The sequence below is a fragment of the Marinomonas algae genome (genome assembly GCF_047525555.1).
GTDB lineage: Bacteria > Pseudomonadota > Gammaproteobacteria > Pseudomonadales > Marinomonadaceae > Marinomonas.
Genome location: NZ_JBLIXK010000006.1, coordinates 122,339 through 139,851, shown reverse-complemented (window position 1 = coordinate 139,851; position 17,513 = coordinate 122,339). Strand labels below are relative to the sequence as shown.

Here is a 17,513-nt window from a genome sequence, read left to right as displayed (position 1 = left end):
GGCTTTGAAAATCCCCCGCTGAAACGGAGTTAATTGATGGAAAATCATTCAGTTTCTTTATTGCTCAACACCTTAGATCTTGTCACGCTTTTTTTCTTTTTTGCCTGCTGGTGGGGGTATGCTTTATTTGCTCAATATAATTCCAAACGACGCGCCTGTTTGGTGAGTGTGTTGCATCAATTTAGGCTTGCTTGGATGTCTCGTTTATTAAGACGAGATAATCGAATTGCAGACGCATCGGTTATGGCAAATTTAGAGCGCAGCAGCTTATTCTTTGCTTCCAGTAGCTTGTTGATTATTGCAGGTCTGTTTACCGCGTTTAATTATTCTGAAAAAGCTTTAGGTATTCTTTCTGATTTTTATTTGCTGGCGCCAATGAGTCAGCAGGAATGGGAATTGAAAATCATCGTTTTGGTGGTGATTTTTGCTTATGCCTTTTTTACCTTTACTTGGTCTGTTCGACAGTACAATTTCTGCTCTGTGTTGGTGGGAAGTGCGCCTTTAGCAACGGAGCGAGGAATCGAAGAAAGCGAGCGAGAGTTGTATGCGAATCATATGGCACAGATTTGTAGTCTTGCGGCCAACCAATTTAACTATGGATTAAGAGCCTATTATTTCGCAATGGCGTTTTGTGGTTGGTTTCTTAGCCCGTATTTTTGTATGGCGGCGAGCTTGATGATTGTGGCTGTTCTTTATCGTCGAGAATTCCGTTCCAAAACCTTTAAAACATTAAGCCGTGGACTGGTTATAAAATCTCATGCTTCCTAATTTTCCAAAGCCTGTTTCTGAAGATAATAAGCCGGTTAATCGTACGGTTAAAGTGGACGATAATTTATATCAATATTTGATTGATGTTTCTGTGCGAGAGTCGGAAATATTGACTGCGTTAAGACGAGAAACCGCTCAATACCATATGGCGAGAATGCAGCTTTCTCCTGAAGTCGGGCAATTTCTTGCTTTGTTGGTTAAGTTGCAAGCACCAAAGAAAATTTTAGAAGTGGGTGTGTTTACAGGTTACAGCACTTTATCGATGGCGATGGCCATGCCGGAAGAGGCTTGTTTAATCGCGATCGAAAAGAAACAAATGTGGCTGGACATTGCTACGAACTATTTAGAGCAAGCGGGCGTTAGAGATAGAGTGACGACGTATTGTGAAAAAGCCTTGCCGGTGATGGAGTCTTTTCTTGAGTCTCAAGCAGAGACATTTGATTTTGTGTTTATTGATGCCGATAAGCAGAACTTGGTAGCGTATTATCATTTGAGCAAAAAATTGGTTCGAGCGGGTGGATGCATTGTAATCGATAACACGCTTTGGTGGGGGAATGTGGCTGACGAGTCTTTTACCGATAAAGACACTTGTATCGTGCGCGAGCTAAATCAAATCATTCACCAAGATAATGACGTGGAATTATCTCTTCTGCCAATAGGCGATGGCCTAACCATAGTTCGAAAAAAATAATGACATTCCTGCATTTTTCACATTACCCATAAATTTATTGTGACTTTTTCCTTTTTTTGATTCATCAGCCTCTTGAAATTGCTTCAAGAGGCTTTATTTATGGAGCACAAGTGAAAAGAAATACACCTTTGGACTTGGTTCAAAGGTTCATTCAAATAGGAGCAAGCTATAACATGGCAACTGATACTCAAAAAGAAACGTTAGGATTCCAAACGGAAGTAAAACAACTACTTCATTTGATGATCCATTCTTTGTACTCAAACAAAGAAATCTTTCTAAGAGAGCTTATCTCTAACGCGTCTGACGCAGTAGACAAGCTACGCTTTGAGTCTGTCGCTAACGCAGACCTTCTCGCTGAAGACCCTAACTTACGTGTTCGTATTGAATTTGATAAAGACGCTGGCACTGTCATCATCGATGATAATGGTGTGGGTATGTCTCGTGAAGAAGCCATTACTAACTTAGGTACGATTGCTAAATCTGGTACTTCTTCTTTCCTAGAGCAATTGAGCGGCGATCAGAAAAAAGACAGCCAATTGATTGGTCAATTTGGTGTTGGTTTTTACTCTGCTTTTATTGTTGCGGATAAAGTAACCGTTGAAACACGTCGTGCAGGCGCAGCAGAAAGCGAAGCGGTTCGTTGGGTGTCTGACGGTTCTGGTGAATTCACCATTGAAAACATCGACAAAGCCACTCGTGGTACTCGCATTACATTGCATTTGAAATCTGATGAGAAAGACTTTGCGGATAACTTCCGTCTACGTTCTTTGGTGACTAAATATTCAGATCACATTTCTATTCCAGTTGAAATGGAAAAGCCTGTTTACCCAGAAATGGATGAAGAGGGCAATCCTAAGCCAGTAGACGAAACCAAAGCACCTGAATTTGAGGCAGTGAACTCTGCGAAAGCTCTATGGACTCGTCCTCGTAATGAAGTGACAGATGAAGAATACCAAGAGTTTTACAAACATATTTCTCACGACTACCAAGAGCCTTTGAAGTGGTCTCACAACAAGGTAGAAGGTAAATTAGAATACAGCAGCTTGCTTTATATCCCATCGAAAGCACCTTACGATCTTTGGAATCGTGATATGCAGCGTGGGCTGAAATTGTACGTTCAGCGTGTGTTCATTATGGATGAAGCGGAAGCGTTCCTTCCTCCGTACATGCGATTCGTAAAAGGTGTTGTGGATTCTAACGATTTGTCTTTGAACGTGTCTCGCGAAATTTTGCAGAACGACAATGCGGTAGATTCTATGCGCTCTGCATTGACTAAGCGTGTATTAGATATGCTTAGCAAAATGTCGAAAAACGAGCCAGAAGATTATCAAAAATTCTGGAACGAGTTTGGTAATGTTATCAAGGAAGGTCCTGCTGATGACATGGGCAACAAAGATAAAATTGCGGCTCTATTGCGTTTCAGTACGACAGAGACAGATGCGCCTGAGCAAACGGTTTCTTTGGCTCAATACATTGAGCGTATGAGCGAAGGCCAAGACAAAATTTATTACATCTATGCGGAAAGCCATAACACGGCGAAAAACAGCCCGCATTTAGAAATTCTTCGCAAGAAAGGTTATGAAGTTCTACTGTTAAGTGATCGCATTGACGAATGGATGATGTCGTCTCTGCAAGAGTTTGAAGGTAAGTCTTTCCAAGATGTAACCAAAGGCAAACTTGATTTAACAGATCAAGAAAACGAAGAAGAGAAGAAAGAAAAAGAAGAGAAAGCGGAGCAAATTAAACCATTGCTTGACCGCATGAAAACTGTGCTAGAAGAGAAAGTAGCTGGAGTGAACTCAACGGCTCGCTTAACAAACTCTCCTGCATGTTTAGTGGTGGGTGAGCATGACATGGGCTTGCAAATGCGTCGCTTACTTGAACAAGCTGGTCAGCAGCTTCCTGACTCTAAGCCAACATTGGAGGTGAATCCAGATCACCCGATTGTTGCTAAGATGAATGAAGAGTCTGATGAAGATCGTTTTGCAGACATGGCTTGGTTGTTGTTTGAACAAGCTACTTTGTCTGAAGGTGGTCAATTAGAAGATCCTGCGACTTTTGTTAGCCGTATGAATAAGCTAATTGTTCAACTGAGCAAATAAGCAAACAGAAAGCTTACTTTCTTTATAATCAAGGCTCGTATTTGGAAACGAATACGGGCCTTTTTATTTTTAGAAGTCGGAAGGTTTGCTTCCTAAAATAAAATCGTTTAGCGTAAAGATGCGTTCGGTCAATTAGTGTTATGGAAAATACTAAGACGGAATGCAATTTTAAACTCAGATATCAAAGGACTGAATCATGAAGCTTAAAAACTGCTTACTACTCTTTCTCTGTTACTTCCCTTTCTTTTTGTTTGCAAATCCTGATGTTCAACTGGCAAGTGTTTATTCTGAAAGCACGGATGTTAGGCAATATTTAGTCAGTGAGAAATACGACGGCGTGCGTGCTATTTGGACTGGAACGGCTCTGGTTTCTCGTCAAGGAAATACCATTCATGCGCCCAATTGGTTTATCGAAAAGTTGCCGAATGTGTGGCTGGATGGTGAGCTTTGGTCTAAACGAAATGACTTTCAATTTATTATGTCGACGGTAAGTAAAAATACCCCAATTGACAGTGAGTGGCATAAAATCCGTTATATGGTGTTTGATGCGCCAGATGAAGAAAAAGTCATGACGTTCGAAGCGCGCTATAAGCGTTATACACAGATAGTTAACAGTCTGGATTTACCCCATGTGATTCCTATTAAGCAAATTTCAGTATCAAGTAATCAGGCGCTTCAGCAACTTTTAGAGGATTATGTAAAGCAAGGTGCGGAAGGGCTAATCTTACATCGTAAGCTTGCACGCTTTGAAAGTGGGCGTACTGATAATTTGTTGAAGCTAAAGCCGCATATGGACGCGGAAGCAAAGGTGATTGAGATCCTAAATGGCTCAGGGAAATACGATGGTATGATGGGTTCTATTTTAGTAGAAATGCCGTCAGGTATACGCTTTAAAATCGGTAGTGGCTTTTCCGATGAAGAAAGACGTTCACCTCCTAAAATAGGTGATTACATAACCTATAAATATCATGGCTTTACGGATCGAGGAGTGCCGAGATTTGCGAGTTATTTAAGACCTCGAAACCAAGGCTATTAGTGGCTTTTAGCCTTGGTTAGTGCGAGTTTTTTATACAGCTGTAATTGGAAGAGTTGTTAAGATTTATAGAGATGGGCAGAATAATCCATGCAGTGTTTGAATTAACGTCTTAACTCTCTCATCTCCTAAACTATAGAAAATAGTTTGTGATTCTCGTCTGGTGTTAACCAAGCCGTCTTTTCTCAGCACTGCAAGGTGTTGAGAAAGAGCGGATTGGCTTAAAGGCAGCTTTTCATTTAATGCTGTTACAGATAATTCTTTATCTAATAAATAGCACAAAATCATAAGGCGATTTTCATTACTCAAGGCTTTTAAGAAGCCAGCGGCTTGGGATGATTGTGTTAGCATCTCTTCCATTGAGAGTGTTTTGTTTACCATAATTCTGCTCACTTTAATTTTCGCTGCTTTATATTGGGCTTTAAGCTATAAACAAACCATCCACATTGTCTGTGGATAAATCTGGGGGTAGTCGCGGTTAATAGTTGTTCTCATCAAGCAAGGCGTACACTACGTAGATTTGTTTGTTTTTTGATCAGTTGTCGCTTTTCAAAACTCGACCTAATTTAAGTCAAAAGTTGTCCAAATTGGTGCGTGATCGGAAGGCTTTTCTAAGCCTCTTAAATCATAATCAACGTCGGCATCTTGTAAATGAGGTGTTAAGCCATTTGAAGACATAATAACATCGATTCTCAACCCTCGTTTTGGCGTATCATCAAAGCCTTTAGAGCGATAATCAAACCAGCTAAAACGATCGTTTTTCTCTGGATTAAGCTTGCGATAAGTGTCCGTTAGTCCCCAATTTGCAAGTGTTGTAAACCATTCTCTCTCTTCTGGTAAGAAGCTACATTTCCCTGTTTTTAACCAACGTTTTGCGTTTGGCTCACCAATGCCTATATCTAAATCTGTCGGAGAAATATTGATGTCTCCCATGACAATGATGTTTTCATCAGGAGAGTGAGAAGCAAGGTATTCCATTAAATCCGCATAAAACTTTCGTTTCGCTGGAAATTTTGTTTCGTGATCTCGGTTTTCACCTTGTGGGAAATAACCATTCAGAACTTTTACCGGTCCTTTAGGTGTATCAAAGGTGGCAATGATCATTCGGCGTTGTGCATCTTCTTCATCACCAGGAAAACCATACTCGACTTTAGTCGCTTCTTGTTTACTGAAAATGGCGACGCCGTAATGGGATTTTTGACCGTAATAATAAGCGTGATAACCAACGGATTCAGGGATTTCATGGGGAAAGGCATCGTCATGCACTTTAATTTCTTGTAGGCCAATGACATCTGGCGAGTGTTTTTCTACTAATGCTTCTATTTGATGTGGTCGAGCACGTAAACCATTAATATTAAAAGAGACGAACTTCATGAGAATCATTCCGTGTTGAATTTCCTTAATCATACCTAGATGTTACAAACTCATAAAGCGGTTAACTCGTTAGAATTAGTTAGTTTTTTTGATCATGCTAATAAAGTCATTGTTTTTAACATTTTCAAAAACCCCTGTTACACTCAGGGGATAATTTTAATAAACAAACATTGGAGAGCTTAAATGGCTTATCAGTACGATTTATTTGTTATTGGTGCAGGTTCTGGTGGCGTACGTGCCAGCCGTGTTGCAGCGTCAAAAGGTTATAAAGTAGCGGTTGCGGAGGGTAGCGCTTTGGGCGGAACCTGTGTGAATATTGGTTGCGTGCCAAAAAAATTGTTTGTTTATGCTTCTGAATATGGTCATGGCTTTGGCGAAGCAGCGGGTTTTGGTTGGTCAAACGAAGGCACAAAGTTTGATTGGTCTGTATTAAGAGACAATAAAACGAAAGAAATCGAACGTTTGAACGGCATTTACGGCAACATGCTTGGGAACGCTGGAGTAGAAGTGATTTCTGGCTACGCAAGTTTTGTTGATTCCCATACTGTTGTTGTCGGTGGTAAAACCTACACGGCGGAACGTATTTTGATCGCTGTGGGCGCAAAGCCTTTCATCCCAGAATTTCCAGGTAGTGATTTGGTTGTTAGCTCAAACGAGATGTTTTATCTGGAATCTTTACCGGGTAAAGCCTTGGTTGTTGGTGGTGGTTACATTGCTGTTGAGTTTGCTGGTATTTTGAATGGTTTAGGAGTGGATACTTCTTTGGCATATCGTGGCGATCAATTATTACGCGGTTTTGATGAAGATGTTCGCGCTTTTGCTAGTGAAGAGTATACGAAGTCAGGTATTGATGTTCGATTAAATACAGACGTTGAGCGTATTGAGTTATTAGATGCTGATGATCCAAATGGTGAGCGTTTGGTTCATTTTAAAGATGGAAGCTCTGAAAGCTTTGGTTTGATTTTGTATGCAACAGGTCGTGTACCAAACGTTGCTCCATTAGATCTAGAAAAAGCGGGCGTTGAGTTTGGTAAAAACGGCGCAGTTAAAGTAAATAATAACTTTCAGACAACAGCGGAAAGTGTCTTTGCACTAGGTGATGTGACAGACAAGATCCAATTGACTCCTGTTGCGATCAAAGAAGCCATGGCTTTGATTGATTATTGGTTTGATGGAAAAGAAGTCGATTTTGACTACGACAACATTCCAACTGCGGTATTTAGTCAACCAGCGATTGGCACAGTGGGCTTATCAGAGCAAGAAGCGGAAGCCCGCGGTATCGACTTCCGTGTATACCAAACAGACTTCCGTGCAATGAAGCATACCTTGAGTGGCGCAACAACACGCTCCTTGATGAAGTTATTGGTCAACAACGCTGACGATAAAGTGATCGGTGCTCACATGGTAGGCGATTACTCTGGCGAGATCATTCAAGGTTTGGGCATTGCTATTAAAGCGGGCGCGACAAAAGCGGACTTCGATGCCACTGTTGGTGTTCACCCAACGAGTGCAGAAGAGTTTGTTACTTTCTCGGCCAATGCTTTAAAAGAGCGCAAATAAAATCCGCTTTATTATTGAGTTTTGAAAGGCGCTGAAAAGCGCCTTTTTTTATGGGGGATTTGTGCAGATTATAGAGTGATATGACGAGGTTGTTTTTACTGACATTTATCAATGTAATATAGGTTCACTTATTTGTATGATTAATACATAATGAGTTCAGTATTGATCGAATTGGATTAATTCTAATACTTTTTAAATAAAAACTTCTTACATAACAATAAAATAGGAAGACGAAGATGAAAAAAGCTCTCGTGCTCGCTATCAGTGCAATTGTACTTTCTCAATCCGCTATTGCGGCAACTATGACAGATTACCAAGCAGAACTTGCTAGTAAACTGGACCCTTCTAAAGCGCCTGCTGAAAACTTCGACATGAAAAAGTGGAAGATTAACTTACCTATCGGTGACAGAACCGAAGCTCGAAAAGGTAAGGAAATGGAAATCACCGCAGACCGTTTAAACTATGTGAATTATCCATACGTTCACCCTGAATGGTTTTACACCAATTCAGAAACGGGTGCTGTTGTCTTTGCCGCACCAAACACAGGCCCAACCACGCCAAACAGTAAAAACACTCGCAGTGAATTGCGCGCCATGTTGGATGTGGAAAATGCGTACACATACAGCGCACCTTTAACGAACTTTGCCGTAGAGGCCCATAAGAATGCAAAAGACTTTGGCGCTATTGGTGGTCAACTCAGTGCTGCATTGACGGTTGATGCGGTTAGTACCAGTGGTAATGATAAAAAGATTGGTGCTCATGCCGTGGTTATTGGTCAGATTCATGGTTCTAAAAATGAACCGTTGAAAATCTTCTATCGTAAAATGCCAAACCATGAACATGGTAGCGTTTTCTGGACTTATGAAACGAACCCTGAAAATAAAAAAGATCGTACAGACATTCGTCACGATGTGTTCGGCAAGAACAATCTCACTAAAGCAGATGCAGATCCGCAAGACGGTATCGCACTGGGTGAGCTGATTGAATACGATGTGAACGTGGTTGGGAATATTATGAACCTTACGTTCAAGCGTGACATCGGAGAAGCTGACGAAAAAGTGGTCACTTTCTCTGTAGACCTAAGCAAGCCTTATCCAGGTAGAGAAAATCTTGATCGCAGTTACGCACAAGATTGGATGTATTTTAAAGCCGGTGCTTATAATCAGTGTAATCAAGGTTCTTCTGGCTGTATGAACCGTGGAGTAGAAGCAGGCGATTATACGCAAGCCACTTTCTACAAACTGGAACTGAATCAGTAATCTAACGACAATACTTCGTTAAATGAAAAAGCCCAGATTGATCTGGGCTTTTTTACAAGGCTAGAAATTATAAAACTTATTCGCCTCTAAATCATATTAGTTGGGGTAAATATACTTTTAAGCTGGCTCCACCTAAAGTAGAGGCGTCTTTTTTGATAAACCCAGATGTGTGGTTGATTGCATGAGCGGTTGCAGAAAGTTCTGCAAAATACAGTCCTAATCCTGTATTCGCTTCATGAAAAATATCATCTTGCTCTTGATGTGGCTGAAAACCTTTACCGTCATCTTCTACGGCAATAACAAGAAAGTCGCCTTCTTTTTTTGCGTTTATATTGATTTTTGATTTAGCAAAACGCAATGCGTTATAAACTGCAGTGCTCACAACTGCGGTCATTAATCGCTCATCAAATACGCCAGTAAGACTTGGGTCGCAGGTGTAATCTAACTCTAAGTTTTTTGCTATTGCGGAAGGTTGAAGAGCAAATACTTGATCGTCTAAGAATTCATCCATTAAAAAAGTGTCTACATGTAGGTCGTATCCATTTGACGCTAAGCGATACAGGTACAAGTACTCGACCCATTCATCATTGAGTTTTTTTAAAGACTCTTCAATTTGAACGATTTTAGTTTTGTTTGAACCTTGAAAGTCTGAAATTTCTTTCAAAGTTTGCAGTTGATAAAGTAACGTTCCTACTTGATTTTTGCTCTCGTGTATTGCGCTCGCTAAGATGGTGCTGATATCCATTTTTTTCATTATTCACTTCCAAACGCTTTTGAATATAGGGCGATTTGTTGTTCTGTTGGCTTGGTGGCCGCACCAGATTTTACTTCATTGAGCCAAGTTTCATATATATCTTTTGCGGACTGAGTGTCTTTTTCTGCTAAGAAAACATCTATCTCATAACCATAAGCTTTGGCTTTGACGGACGGGTCATCAGAGAAGGATTCTTGTATCTTTTTAAGAGTACTATTGAAATTGTCTCTTTGGCGTGGAAGTAATGGGCCTTCGTCTGAAAGTCGAGCAAGGGATTCCAAATGATTGAGGTAAACTTCTGCAGTGTTGTAGCAGGAGTGTTTTGCTAAAAAAACCGCTCTTCTGTAAGACATTTCAGCAGTTAAATGATCTTTTATTATCATGCTGATACGACCAAGTTCCATTTGACGTAACAGATTTTTTGGTGATTTACCTATAGCGTCAATAAGCGTTTCTTGGGCTTCTATTGAGTTGCCTTGGGCAATTTGGGTTTTAGCTAGCCAATCATAAGCGCTAACAAAAAAGCGGTTATCTAGCATTAGCTGACGAAAATTTTGCTCAGCTTTGTCAAAGTCACCTCTTAGGAAATTCGTTTTGGCTTTGCCAAATAGAGCCCAAGGCATTTTTCTTTCTTTAATGGTGTTTTTAAACAGAGTAAGTGCTTTGTCATAGTCTTTTAATTCTAAAAGACAGTCACCAATGATTCTTTCACATTTGCCCGTCAAGGCTGGGTATTTTTCCATGGCGGCAGTAGCTGCAGTAATGGCGTCTTCATAATTTTCCGCATCGAGGGCGATATTTACATCGAGCATGCGCTCTTTTGTTTGCAGTAATTTTGCTAAACGTCGCTGTAGAATGGCTTGTGAGAAAGGCTTTGTTATATAGCCGTCGGGCTGAAATTCGATAGCGCCCATCACCATTTCAATGGAGGTTTCAGCCGTTACCATTAAAAAAGTAGCCGTGTTTGGAATTAATTTAGAATGTCTTACTTCTTCAAGTAATTGCTGACCGTCTTTACCATTGCCTAGGTTGTAGTCGGACAATATCAAGTCAAAAGATTTGCTTCTGAGTAATTCAATGGCTGTCTCTGCTTTCATGGCAATATCAATAGAGCTGAAGCCAAAGTCGGTTAGCATTTTGCGCTGCATTATGCGGGCTTCTGCCATATCTTCTATAAGGAGTGCTTTTTTATTGGAAAAATCTTGTACAGCCATAAAGGATTACATTCCGTGTTTAGCAATTATAAAAAGGACTTATTTGGGTCAATAACTAAGTCTTCAGAAAAAATTTCGTCTTCTTCCGATGTTTGTTGAGGAATAGCGTAAGACTCACTTGCCCATTCTCCTAGGTCGATTAATTTGCATCTTGCACTGCAAAAAGGTCTATCTTTGTTTTCAGTTGTCCATGGGCTTTTTTTTTGGCATGTTGGGCAACTGACTAAAGTTACAGAATTATTGTTTAGCATGGTAATGACTCTAGAATTTTGTGGTGCAATGTTAAAACTTTAGCATTCATGTCGGAAATGCTACCAGCGTTTTCCAAAATTAGATCCGCTCTTTTTATTCTCTCTGCATTACTTAACTGCGTGGCCATAATTTTTTCGGCGTTGTCCCTGTTTACATTATCCCTGCTCATAACTCTCTGGATCTGTATATCGGCAGGAACGTCAATTGCTATAACAAATTTACATGAGCTATTTTGCTTTGTTTCAAACAGAAGAGGGTGAACGAGCATTCCGTACGGAGAGGATATTTTTTTTAATTGAACTTGTATCTCGTTACGAATGGCAGGGTGAGTAAGGCTTTCTAACCAAGCTTTTTCTTCTGGTTGGTTGAAGATGATGTCACGTAAAGCGCGACGGTTTAGAGACTTGTCTTCCAGCAAAATATCATCACCGTAGCGTTGGTGAATTCTATTAAGACAGTGGGTATTTGGTTCAACAACCAACCTAGCAACATCATCGGCATCAACACTTTGAATTCCAAGTTGATTGAAATGTTTAGTGATCGTGCTTTTGCCAGATCCAATGCCACCAGCAAGACCAATGATAGGAGATGAGATGTTTGTCATAGGTTATAAATAAAATACCAGTATCGCGGAAAAAATTAAAAATGGCCCAAATGGTACAGAGCCTGAATCTTTTTTATTTAAGGTCGCATTGTATAGGATTCCGCATAAACTTGCACAAAGTAACATGGGGGCAAGCTCGAATATTCCTAGCCAGGCTCCGATCGCAGCGATCAATTTGACATCACCCAGCCCTATACCATCTTTTCCACGTACAGCTTTATATCCCCAATGCAGAGCGTAGATAGAGCCATAGCCTATCAGCAGTCCTAATACGCTACTTTCTAGTGTTTGGTTGATCAGGTTAATAGATAGGGCGCAAGCTAAGATGACAACACAGCACTCATCTGGGATCAGTTTATGCTCTGCATCAATGACAGCAAGTGTAATGAATGAGCTGAGTAACAATGCATGTAGAACTAATAGTTTTGTATCAGGATGAATCCATAGGAGTGGTAAGCAACAAATAAGGTGTAGTGCTTCTATTGCCGGATAGCGATAAGAGATGATCTGCATGCAATAGCGACATCGTCGCTTGAGAAAGAAGTAGCTTAATAGTGGAATGAGGTCGAACCATGCAAGAGTGTGTTTGCAGTTTGGACATTGGGATCGTTTTGTATCATCTGTGAGAGGTGTGTTTTGAAAAGGTATGGATAAAATCTGGTGAGCCTCTTGTTGCCAGCTTAGAAACGCTTTCTCAGGCCAACGAACACTGAAAGCCGCTGAAAAGCTTCCAAGGCTTAAGAAAAATAAGCCGTATAAGGCATATTCTAAAAATGATGTAAGCATTTATGGCGCCTCCAATAAAGGGGTATACAAAGCAACAAGCGCAGAAGCAACAAACCCTCCTGCAACAAAAAGACAAAGTGCAGGGATGATTTTCTCCAGTAGAGAGACGCTTTTTTGCCAATGTTTTTCATGGGCAGCTGAAGCTAGTGTCAAGGCTCTTTCTATGTCGCCATCTTGTTCTGCTGAGTGAAGCGCTATCGCGGATTCTTTGGGGAACCAGTGCGCCGGAAAACTGCTTGTATAGTTTTGGCCTAAACGCAGCTTGTAGAAAACTGTTAATATTTCCATCCTTATCGGTTCGTATTTGAAATACTCCGGCATACTTTTTAAAGCGTCTTGTAATGAAAGCCCTGTTTTTCTTGTAGTGCTTAGTAGGGAAAAAAGTTTGGTGAGCCTGAAATCTCCGCTGAACCTTTCTAACCAATACATTGCATTGCCTTTGTACAAACTTTGAATGATGAGTAACTGAAGCCCACTGCAAAATACGTAGAGCATGAGGTCTGAGGCCAGTGTGAAAATTTGCTCTGTCGGGCTTTTGGTTTGAAGGGCGTTGTTAATTATTAAAATAATGAGTGCGACTTGAATGATGCTAAAAGGGTAGGCGATCGACTTGAGCAACCTTTGCGACCAGCCGAGCAAGGTTTTTAATTGAAGAATAGAAACGGCTAAGCTCTCTTCACAATCCTCACGTGTTCCTTGAGAGTTAATGAGTTGACAGTATGGCGCTGCTGCAGGAAGAGTAAGTTTGCTAAGGCTCTCATTGAATAAAGCTCCTTTTGATAGCTCGCCATACAGTGCTTTACTAATATTGGCTATTTTTGCATGAGTCGATGACTGTGCAAGGTGTGAAATGGCTTGGTTAAGTTGTAAGCCTGAATGTAGCGCACTTTGTATTTCCTCATAAAAGATAAGCAGAGCTTTATAATCTAGTTTTTTGGGCTTCCACTCTTTGACTGATACGTGCCACTTTCTGTTTTTTATCTGTGAAAAAACAAGCTCGTTTTCAGACGGGCTGTAAAGGTACTCTTCTTTGTTATGCTGATCTTTGAGGCTATACCAAGGCATTATTCACCTCATTATCTTGATGAGAGAAAGCTTGCCAGAGTACTGGGGATTCGATCAGACTTTTGTAATCCAGTGGTAGATTTTGTTTCCATAGAGGCAGCAAGCCATTGAAAATGGGTTGCTGGAATTCTGATTTATAATGCATCGATTGATGAATAATCAATTTCAGCGAACTGGCTAAAGAGAAGAAATCCACCTTCCAGCCATGACATCTGTGTATGGCGTCGAGTGTTGAATTAGTATGAAGTGTTGCTAAAACAAGGTGTCCAGTAAGGGCAGCATTCACAGCTAAGTTGGCAGTTATCGCATCACGGATTTCGCCTACCATAATGACGTCAGGATCTTGCCTTAAAAATGACTTTAATAATGCTGCAGAATCTAAGCCTATGGCTTGATTTGGTTCGCATTGGAATAACCCTGGAATCTCGTATTCGACCGGGTCTTCAATGGTAAAAATGGTGCGTTTTCCATTATTTAGTTGCTCCAAGCATGAATATAATGTGGTGCTTTTACCGGCTCCTGTTGCGCCACACACAAGAATAAGACCGCTAGGGTATTGAAGCGTTGAGTTCAATGTTTGAAGTAGGGCGGTTTGAATGCCAATCTCATTTAGTGTTAGTTGGTTTTTCTCTGGTAGCAAGCGCATGGCGATTTTTTCGCCTTGGACGGTTGCTATGATACTGACTCGAATAAACGTGCTGCGATTTCTTTCTTCAAAGAGAAATTGTCCTTCTTGAGTTCTTCTGGTTTCGGATAAATCCAAATTTGCGCGTATTTTTATACGGTTGATTAAGCTGCTGTTTGGCAGAAGCTCGGTGACTTTATTTAATTGACCATAACAACGCTGGTGGATTTGTATGCCAGAGTTAGTGTGTTCAATGTGTATGTCTGTGGCTTTTTCGTTGACTGCATTTGAGATAATTTCTTCTAGTGTCATTCCTCTTCTCCTGTAGACGCGCTTACACACTGGTTCGGTAGAATGTTGTCATCTAAGTCAGAGGAGCAGCTCCAGTTTCTATTGCTATCGCGGGAATAGGTAAGAAATTCCCCTTCAGTAATGGCGGTACTGGTATTAAATGTTAATTTGATGTCGCCTGTGTCGTCACTTTGGTTTTCCACAATAATGGACTTAACAATAGAGCTTTCGGATAAAGTGCTTTTTATTAAATCGAATTCGCTGCTGGTAGGAAAATCTCCATTCAAGAGAATAAACTCTTCTACGAGAGATTGGTGTTGGGTGGCGAGATTTTGCGCTTCTATGAGCTTAGCTTTGGCAATTTGGCGCGTAAATGTGGGAGCGGATAAGCTGGCTAAAATGGAGATGATGGCAATAACCACCATAAGTTCTAAGAGGGTAAAACCACGTAAATAGGGACGAGATATTTGCATTCTTCACTCCTTGAAGATTTATGAATGGCATCCTGCCAATTCGTTTGTTTTTTATTGCGGGTTAAACAGTTTGATCTAGAGAGCCTCCGGTTAATAGGGCTTCATCATCAATCTTATTAGATTGGTTGTGAGTAGAAGAAGTTGTGTAGATTAGCTCACTTTCATCGAACTCTTCTTCCAATTCTTCAATCAATTGTTTGGATTCCTTATCTTCGATTTCATCAAGCTTCTTTCTATTATCCTGTGACAGTGCTTGACCTTCTTCGGATATGGTGACGATAAGATCGCTAGAAGCTTTTGCGTTTCGCGCATTTAGAGCGGCCATGTTGGTGTCTTCATCTGAGCGCAAGTCAAATGTCGTGTAACCAGGCGTAGTTGTGCCGGTTAATGTGTGACTTGAAACAGCGATGGAATGTGGAAGACTTCCAGACATAATGATCACCAACTTAGATAAGTTAAGTGATAAATACTAATTGGCATTCGGTGATATGTCCAATACAGGTAATGAAATTTGCCTGCATTGGACATTGGGGGAAGGCTGTTACAAGTGTTGAGCCTGTCCAGCTTGAATGGCTGTAATCGCGATGGTATAGACAATATCATCGACTAAAGCGCCACGAGATAAGTCATTTACCGGTTTGCGAATGCCTTGCAGCATAGGGCCAATACTAACAACGTCAGCACTTCGTTGTACGGCTTTGTACGTTGTGTTACCTGTGTTCAAGTCAGGGAAGATGAACACAGTGGCTTTACCAGCAACTTTACTGTCTGGTGCTTTTTGTTTCGCGACTTTCTCCATAATGGCTGCATCGTACTGTAATGGGCCGTCAATGAGTAGATCTGGACGAAGGTTTTGAGCAATGGTTGTTGCTTCACGCACCTTATCAACATCATTACCCGTTCCAGAGCCACCTGTGCTGTAACTGATCATGGCAACTTTTGGTGTGATACCAAAAGCGGCGGCAGAGTCGGCACTTTGAATGGCAATTTCAGCTAATTGTTCAGCTGTTGGGTCTGGATTGATTGCGCAGTCACCGTAAACCAATACTTGATCCGGTAGGCACATAAAGAAAACAGAAGAAACCAAACTTGAATCAGGTGACGTTTTAATGAGCTGTAGTGCAGGGCGAATAGTGTTTGCCGTTGTGTGGACGGCTCCTGACACTAAGCCATCAACATCACCAACTTGCAGCATCATAGTGCCGAGCACAACATTGTCTTCAAGTTGCTCGCGCGCCACAATGTCTGTTAAACCGCGATTTTTCCTTAACTCCACCATAGGCGCGACATAGCGCTCGCGTATGCTGAGAGGGTCAAGGATTTCCACGCCGTGGTTTAATTCAACACCATTATTCTGAGCAATCCTGAGGATTTCCGCTTCATTGCCTAATAATGTACAGCGAGCAATGCCGCGCTCGGCACAAATGGAAGCTGCTTGAATAGTTCGTATTTCTTCACCTTCCGGCAGGATGATGCGTTTATTAAGAGAGCGAGCCAACTCAATAAGACGGAAGCGGAATGCAGGAGGAGATAATTTGCGCTCCTCTTGGTTCATGGCGAATGAATTGATCCAGTCATGGTCAATGCATCGAGCAATATGCTCTTTTACCATGAGTACACGTTCTTTATCGTCCAACGGAATTTCTTGGTTAAAGGATTGCATATTAATCACGGTTTCCCAGCTGTTGGATTCAACAGAGAGAATAGGCAAACCTTTTGCCATGGCTTTCCCGCAAAGAGACATTAGGTTTTCACTTGGTTGATAACCACCAGTCAATACGAGTGCAGCGATTTTGATGTCGTTCAGTGCAGCTATGGCTGTTGCCATGATGACATCTGTTCTGTCTCCTGGCGTGAATACCAACACACCTGGGCGTAAAGCTTCAAGCATGTTTTCCACACCACGAGCACAAAGGGTATAGGATTGAACTCGTCTAGAATCAATATCACCTGGATTGATGACGCGAGCATTTAAGAAGTCTGCAACGTCTTTTACTCGAGGATAAGTCAGCTCTTCCGCAGAAGGTATTTGGCCGAGCAGGCTGAAATTACGTTTGAAAATTCCTCTTTGTGCGAACATGTCGCCATAAGATTTTACGCCTAATGATCCTGGTGTGGTTTTGTTTAGAATACACCCAATGACATCGTTGGCTTTTATACCGCCGTAAGATCCAGCCGCGATTTCAACGTGATGCTCTAGTTCGTTTACACGCATGTTATTCGGTGCTGTCACTAGTACAAGGCCGGCATCAAGTGTTCGAGCGATGGCTTTGTTTAAACGTGTTGCATAAGGGTGTCCTGCAATTTGAGCAAGACCTTCAACAATAACGGTTGAATCTGGTTCAACGCTCGCTTGAAAGCGCCCAACAATTTCTTCCATCAATTCGTCTATGTTGTCGTTATATAAGTAACGCTCAGCTTCGTGAAGAGGAATGGGTTCTGCAGGTGTTAAAGTTGAGCCTTGAGCAACCATGGCTGTTGATTTATCTGGGCCTTTGTCGCCTGGTTGAGGTTGTGCAATAGGTTTGAAGAAGCTGGCTTTTAAACCTTGCTGTTCTAGTGCGCGAACCAACCCAACTGAGACAGAGGTTAAACCAACGCCAGGGCCAGTAGGAACCGTCATAAGTACATTAATTGACATATTTAATCCTAATAAATCCGT

The 17,513-nt window shown here is 41.3% G+C and carries 18 protein-coding genes; 6 read left to right on the top strand and 12 right to left on the bottom strand.

Going from position 1 to position 17,513, the window contains the following annotated elements; all coding sequences use genetic code 11:
• Positions 1-36 precede the first annotated feature (36 nt).
• The 4 genes from ACMUMQ_RS10420 (at position 37) to ACMUMQ_RS10405 (ending at position 4,597) form a co-directional block, all read left to right on the top strand.
• Positions 37-768 (top strand): DUF599 domain-containing protein, encoded by a 732-nt coding sequence (locus tag ACMUMQ_RS10420; RefSeq protein ID WP_414681928.1) that lies wholly within the window; start codon positions 37-39, stop codon positions 766-768.
• Positions 758-1,459: an O-methyltransferase gene (locus tag ACMUMQ_RS10415; protein ID WP_414681927.1), complete on the top strand. Its 702-nt coding sequence runs from the start codon at positions 758-760 to the stop codon at positions 1,457-1,459. Before ACMUMQ_RS10420 ends, ACMUMQ_RS10415 begins: the two co-directional genes overlap by 11 nt.
• Before the next feature lie 173 nt (positions 1,460-1,632).
• Positions 1,633-3,561, top strand: coding sequence for a molecular chaperone HtpG (htpG, locus tag ACMUMQ_RS10410; protein WP_414681926.1), 1,929 nt, complete (start codon positions 1,633-1,635; stop codon positions 3,559-3,561).
• A gap of 196 nt (positions 3,562-3,757) precedes the next feature.
• Positions 3,758-4,597, top strand: coding sequence for a DNA ligase (locus tag ACMUMQ_RS10405; RefSeq protein ID WP_414681925.1), 840 nt, complete (start codon positions 3,758-3,760; stop codon positions 4,595-4,597).
• Positions 4,598-4,660: 63 nt separating this feature from the next.
• Here the strand turns inward: ACMUMQ_RS10405 and ACMUMQ_RS10400 are convergent, their stop codons facing one another.
• Entirely contained in the window at positions 4,661-4,975 is a 315-nt protein-coding gene (locus ACMUMQ_RS10400; RefSeq protein ID WP_414681924.1) for an ArsR/SmtB family transcription factor, read from the bottom strand.
• Between the two features lie 180 nt (positions 4,976-5,155).
• Positions 5,156-5,968, bottom strand: a complete 813-nt coding sequence (gene xthA / locus ACMUMQ_RS10395; protein WP_414681923.1) for an exodeoxyribonuclease III — start codon at positions 5,966-5,968, stop codon at positions 5,156-5,158.
• Positions 5,969-6,151: 183 nt separating this feature from the next.
• Here xthA and gorA point away from each other — a divergent pair, with 183 nt between their 5' ends.
• Together gorA and ACMUMQ_RS10385 are read left to right on the top strand one after the other, a co-directional pair.
• Positions 6,152-7,528: a glutathione-disulfide reductase gene (gorA, locus tag ACMUMQ_RS10390; protein ID WP_414681922.1), complete on the top strand. Its 1,377-nt coding sequence runs from the start codon at positions 6,152-6,154 to the stop codon at positions 7,526-7,528.
• 236 nt (positions 7,529-7,764) lie between these two features.
• Positions 7,765-8,787, top strand: coding sequence for a polysaccharide lyase family 7 protein (locus tag ACMUMQ_RS10385; RefSeq protein ID WP_414681921.1), 1,023 nt, complete (start codon positions 7,765-7,767; stop codon positions 8,785-8,787).
• A 91-nt stretch (positions 8,788-8,878) separates the two neighbouring features.
• Here ACMUMQ_RS10385 and ACMUMQ_RS10380 read toward each other — a convergent pair whose 3' ends face one another.
• From ACMUMQ_RS10380 to pta, 10 genes are all read right to left on the bottom strand, one after another.
• A complete protein-coding gene (locus ACMUMQ_RS10380) occupies positions 8,879-9,541 on the bottom strand; it encodes a sensor histidine kinase (protein WP_414681920.1) in 663 nt (220 codons plus the stop codon).
• Positions 9,541-10,755: a response regulator gene (locus ACMUMQ_RS10375; protein WP_414681919.1), complete on the bottom strand. Its 1,215-nt coding sequence runs from the start codon at positions 10,753-10,755 to the stop codon at positions 9,541-9,543. Before ACMUMQ_RS10375 ends, ACMUMQ_RS10380 begins: the two co-directional genes overlap by 1 nt.
• Positions 10,756-10,781: 26 nt before the next feature.
• Positions 10,782-11,006 carry a DNA gyrase inhibitor YacG gene (gene yacG, locus ACMUMQ_RS10370; RefSeq protein ID WP_414681918.1) on the bottom strand — a complete coding sequence of 75 codons (225 nt, stop codon included), beginning with the start codon at positions 11,004-11,006 and terminating at the stop codon, positions 10,782-10,784.
• Positions 11,000-11,611: a dephospho-CoA kinase gene (gene coaE, locus ACMUMQ_RS10365; RefSeq protein ID WP_414681917.1), complete on the bottom strand. Its 612-nt coding sequence runs from the start codon at positions 11,609-11,611 to the stop codon at positions 11,000-11,002. Before coaE ends, yacG begins: the two co-directional genes overlap by 7 nt.
• Before the next feature lie 3 nt (positions 11,612-11,614).
• Positions 11,615-12,397 (bottom strand): prepilin peptidase, encoded by a 783-nt coding sequence (locus ACMUMQ_RS10360; protein WP_414681916.1) that lies wholly within the window; start codon positions 12,395-12,397, stop codon positions 11,615-11,617.
• Positions 12,398-13,462 (bottom strand): type II secretion system F family protein, encoded by a 1,065-nt coding sequence (locus ACMUMQ_RS10355; RefSeq protein ID WP_414681915.1) that lies wholly within the window; start codon positions 13,460-13,462, stop codon positions 12,398-12,400. It lies immediately after the preceding gene.
• Entirely contained in the window at positions 13,449-14,399 is a 951-nt protein-coding gene (locus ACMUMQ_RS10350; RefSeq protein ID WP_414681914.1) for a GspE/PulE family protein, read from the bottom strand. Before ACMUMQ_RS10350 ends, ACMUMQ_RS10355 begins: the two co-directional genes overlap by 14 nt.
• Positions 14,396-14,851 (bottom strand): pilin, encoded by a 456-nt coding sequence (locus tag ACMUMQ_RS10345; RefSeq protein ID WP_414681913.1) that lies wholly within the window; start codon positions 14,849-14,851, stop codon positions 14,396-14,398. Before ACMUMQ_RS10345 ends, ACMUMQ_RS10350 begins: the two co-directional genes overlap by 4 nt.
• Positions 14,852-14,912: 61 nt before the next feature.
• Positions 14,913-15,284, bottom strand: coding sequence for a hypothetical protein (locus tag ACMUMQ_RS10340; RefSeq protein WP_414681912.1), 372 nt, complete (start codon positions 15,282-15,284; stop codon positions 14,913-14,915).
• Positions 15,285-15,392: 108 nt separating this feature from the next.
• On the bottom strand, positions 15,393-17,492 hold the full coding sequence (pta, locus tag ACMUMQ_RS10335) for a phosphate acetyltransferase (protein WP_414681911.1): 2,100 nt from the start codon (positions 17,490-17,492) through the stop codon (positions 15,393-15,395).
• Positions 17,493-17,513 lie beyond the last annotated feature (21 nt).

What these genes read in the sequence shown, in the direction of transcription:
- ACMUMQ_RS10420 (WP_414681928.1), top strand. Translation starts at nt 37, where the DNA reads ATGGAAAATCATTCAGTTTCTTTATTGCTCAACACCTTAGATCTTGTC.
- ACMUMQ_RS10415 (WP_414681927.1), top strand. Translation starts at nt 758, where the DNA reads ATGCTTCCTAATTTTCCAAAGCCTGTTTCTGAAGATAATAAGCCGGTT.
- htpG (WP_414681926.1), top strand. Translation starts at nt 1,633, where the DNA reads ATGGCAACTGATACTCAAAAAGAAACGTTAGGATTCCAAACGGAAGTA.
- ACMUMQ_RS10405 (WP_414681925.1), top strand. Translation starts at nt 3,758, where the DNA reads ATGAAGCTTAAAAACTGCTTACTACTCTTTCTCTGTTACTTCCCTTTC.
- ACMUMQ_RS10400 (WP_414681924.1), bottom strand. Translation starts at nt 4,975, where the DNA reads ATGGTAAACAAAACACTCTCAATGGAAGAGATGCTAACACAATCATCC.
- xthA (WP_414681923.1), bottom strand. Translation starts at nt 5,968, where the DNA reads ATGAAGTTCGTCTCTTTTAATATTAATGGTTTACGTGCTCGACCACAT.
- gorA (WP_414681922.1), top strand. Translation starts at nt 6,152, where the DNA reads ATGGCTTATCAGTACGATTTATTTGTTATTGGTGCAGGTTCTGGTGGC.
- ACMUMQ_RS10385 (WP_414681921.1), top strand. Translation starts at nt 7,765, where the DNA reads ATGAAAAAAGCTCTCGTGCTCGCTATCAGTGCAATTGTACTTTCTCAA.
- ACMUMQ_RS10380 (WP_414681920.1), bottom strand. Translation starts at nt 9,541, where the DNA reads ATGAAAAAAATGGATATCAGCACCATCTTAGCGAGCGCAATACACGAG.
- ACMUMQ_RS10375 (WP_414681919.1), bottom strand. Translation starts at nt 10,755, where the DNA reads ATGGCTGTACAAGATTTTTCCAATAAAAAAGCACTCCTTATAGAAGAT.
- yacG (WP_414681918.1), bottom strand. Translation starts at nt 11,006, where the DNA reads ATGCTAAACAATAATTCTGTAACTTTAGTCAGTTGCCCAACATGCCAA.
- coaE (WP_414681917.1), bottom strand. Translation starts at nt 11,611, where the DNA reads ATGACAAACATCTCATCTCCTATCATTGGTCTTGCTGGTGGCATTGGA.
- ACMUMQ_RS10360 (WP_414681916.1), bottom strand. Translation starts at nt 12,397, where the DNA reads ATGCTTACATCATTTTTAGAATATGCCTTATACGGCTTATTTTTCTTA.
- ACMUMQ_RS10355 (WP_414681915.1), bottom strand. Translation starts at nt 13,462, where the DNA reads ATGCCTTGGTATAGCCTCAAAGATCAGCATAACAAAGAAGAGTACCTT.
- ACMUMQ_RS10350 (WP_414681914.1), bottom strand. Translation starts at nt 14,399, where the DNA reads ATGACACTAGAAGAAATTATCTCAAATGCAGTCAACGAAAAAGCCACA.
- ACMUMQ_RS10345 (WP_414681913.1), bottom strand. Translation starts at nt 14,851, where the DNA reads ATGCAAATATCTCGTCCCTATTTACGTGGTTTTACCCTCTTAGAACTT.
- ACMUMQ_RS10340 (WP_414681912.1), bottom strand. Translation starts at nt 15,284, where the DNA reads ATGTCTGGAAGTCTTCCACATTCCATCGCTGTTTCAAGTCACACATTA.
- pta (WP_414681911.1), bottom strand. Translation starts at nt 17,492, where the DNA reads ATGTCAATTAATGTACTTATGACGGTTCCTACTGGCCCTGGCGTTGGT.